This is a genomic window from Hymenobacter sp. AT01-02 (genome assembly GCF_000961955.2).
Lineage (GTDB): Bacteria > Bacteroidota > Bacteroidia > Cytophagales > Hymenobacteraceae > Hymenobacter > Hymenobacter mucosus.
The window spans coordinates 1-2215 of record NZ_JZIR02000225.1 but is presented as its reverse complement, the minus strand read 5'-3'; the positions used below and the strand labels follow the sequence as shown (position 1 = coordinate 2215).

The window sequence follows — 2215 nt, the reverse complement described above, 5'->3', positions numbered from 1 at the left end:
AGCTTCTTCGCTGCGCAGCGAAGAAGCTTGCTCGGCGTTGGGAAGCTGCATTGCAACCCACCGCACGCCATTGAGAAACTTGGGTATGCCCGTCAATTCGTCGACTAGCTGGCTGAGCAGCGCTACCCACCAGCAAAGGGCGTTGGCCGCCCGTAACGGGCCACGCAGGGGGCGGCCCGCTGGCTACGCCCCCTGCGTGCCCGAAGCAAATACCTCCTGGATGCGGGGGCACGGCAACCGGGGCAGCCAAGCAGGCGCCGGCTGTGCTGGCCTAGGCTCGCCAGATGCCCTTCGCGTCCTCCTGGTCTACTTTTTTACAGGGGTAAGTGGCTGGGCGTAGGGCTTTGGGCAGGGCGGCTGCTTGCAGCTCGGGGATGCTAGTACCCTCCACGCGCACCACCGTCACGTCGGTCATGCCCACGAAAGCGAATACGGACTTCAGGTAAGGAACGACAAAGTCGTACGCGGCCATGGGGCCTGCGGAGTAAACCCCGCCGCTGGACATGGCTACGTATACCTTCTTACCTTTCACCAGGCCTTCGGGGCCAGCCGCCGTGTAGCGGAAGGTGATACCTGCGCGGGCAATGTGATCAATCCACGCCTTGAGCGTGGAGGCAATGCCAAAATTGTAGAGGGGAGCCCCCACGACAACGATATCAGCGGCCATCAGCTCGGCAATGGCTTCGTCGGAATGGCGCACGGCGGCCTGCTGCTCGGGTGAGCGGCCTTCGGCCGGCGTGAAGAAGGACTGCAGGTGCACTTCTTCCAAATGGGGGAAGGGCTGGTTGGTTAGGTCGCGGACCGTCACCTGGCTGCCCGGATTGGCAGCTACCAGTTTTTCAACCAGGCCATTCGCCAGTTGGTTGCTGTAAGATGCGGCCCCCCGGGGGCTAGAGAGAATTTGCAGAATCTGCATGAGAGAGAGGGATAAGAGAATGAATACTGCTTGTAAAGTGAAGACGAAACAAATGTAGGTACATTTACTTACATAAGGTAAGTAGGTGATAAAATGTTTTTAATAAATAAAAAGAAAGTAGTTACCTTTTGGTAAGTGACTTCGTTTTCTGCGTATCTTTACGGTAGCAGTCAAATCCTCCTCTCATGGAAACCCATTCGCATACTCACTGCCTGAGCGCCATGCCGGCTTTACGCCAAGCCCTGACAGTCCTCAATGGCAAATGGAAGCTCCCGATCCTGATGGCCCTGCGCACCGGCAGCAGCCGCTTCGGTGAAATTGAGCGCAGTGTGCCCGGCATTTCGGGTAAGGTGCTGGCTAAGGAGCTAAAGGACCTCGAAGACCACCGGCTTATCCAGCGCCTCGTGCAGCCGGGCCCGCCCGTGGCGGTGAGCTACGTCGTGCTGCCCTACGCCCAAACCCTGGACCCCATCATCTTTTTGCTGCGCGACTGGGGCTCCCAGCACCAGCAGCTTCTAGAAAGCACCGCCTCGGCTAGCTCGTAGGCGGCTTGGAATCCTTGCTAAGTAGGAGCCGTAAAAGCTTCATTTTCGCCTATCAGGTCTACTACTTGGGGCCATACGAAGTATTGGCTACTTACTCTTGGAAGAGCATGACGCCAACCGCGGCGGGGCCGCATTCAGGTTAACCGTAGTGTAGAGCGTTTACCACATGCAACGGAGCAAAGTCCTCTGCCGACTGCTTATGAGGTAGTTTTAACTGCCCTTATGGGTAAGTGACGCGTATGATCCGCCTTTCTTTGTCTCGCTGCTTATGCGTGTTCTATCCCAGTTATTGTGCTTGGCGCTGAATCAGGCTGGTTGTTCGTGGTTTGACCACGGTGGCCTGACCACGGTCAAAGGCAGGGTGGAATTTAGTTAAGTTGCTTCGTGTATTGTGGTAAAGAAGTGCTCCTTCGAGCGAGCAGGGCCATTGCAGAGGATAAAAGTCCCTACCACCAGCTGCGCTTGTATGCCAATCATCCGGTCTTGTGCAATTACGCTCACGGCGTCGAACTCGACGTGCCGGGACCGTGCCCCAATGTGCCGATCCTGCCGGGTGCCCTCTATGAAGGGCATGGCAAGGCCTGCGGCCACTGGGTAGTCGTTGCTTAGCATTTTTCACACTTAGCCGACGCGCTCCGGGCCCACTAACGGGCCTACCTACTCGTGCGCCAGCCTTTGTTAGACGTATATGAGGGGGTGTTTTCTCACCATGGCTTGACCCAAACGGTCCAAGAAAGCAGGATCTCGCGTGGCT

Annotated in this window: 3 protein-coding genes; 1 reads left to right on the top strand and 2 read right to left on the bottom strand. The window is 57.1% G+C overall.

All coding sequences use genetic code 11. The features are described from left to right. Nucleotides 1–271: 271 nt before the first annotated feature. Nucleotides 272–916 carry an FMN-dependent NADH-azoreductase gene (locus tag VI25_RS22650; protein ID WP_072144902.1) on the bottom strand — a complete coding sequence of 215 codons (645 nt, stop codon included), beginning with the start codon at nucleotides 914–916 and terminating at the stop codon, nucleotides 272–274. 185 nt (nucleotides 917–1101) lie between these two features. Between VI25_RS22650 and VI25_RS22645 the strand changes: the two genes are divergently transcribed. Further along, nucleotides 1102–1461 (top strand): winged helix-turn-helix transcriptional regulator, encoded by a 360-nt coding sequence (locus tag VI25_RS22645; RefSeq protein WP_045690619.1) that lies wholly within the window; start codon nucleotides 1102–1104, stop codon nucleotides 1459–1461. Nucleotides 1462–1833: 372 nt separating this feature from the next. Here the strand turns inward: VI25_RS22645 and VI25_RS22640 are convergent, their stop codons facing one another. Next, a complete protein-coding gene (locus tag VI25_RS22640; protein WP_152981794.1) occupies nucleotides 1834–2052 on the bottom strand; it encodes a hypothetical protein in 219 nt (72 codons plus the stop codon). Nucleotides 2053–2215: the final 163 nt, after the last annotated feature.

What these genes read in the sequence shown, in the direction of transcription:
- VI25_RS22650 (WP_072144902.1), bottom strand. Translation starts at nt 916, where the DNA reads ATGCAGATTCTGCAAATTCTCTCTAGCCCCCGGGGGGCCGCATCTTAC.
- VI25_RS22645 (WP_045690619.1), top strand. Translation starts at nt 1,102, where the DNA reads ATGGAAACCCATTCGCATACTCACTGCCTGAGCGCCATGCCGGCTTTA.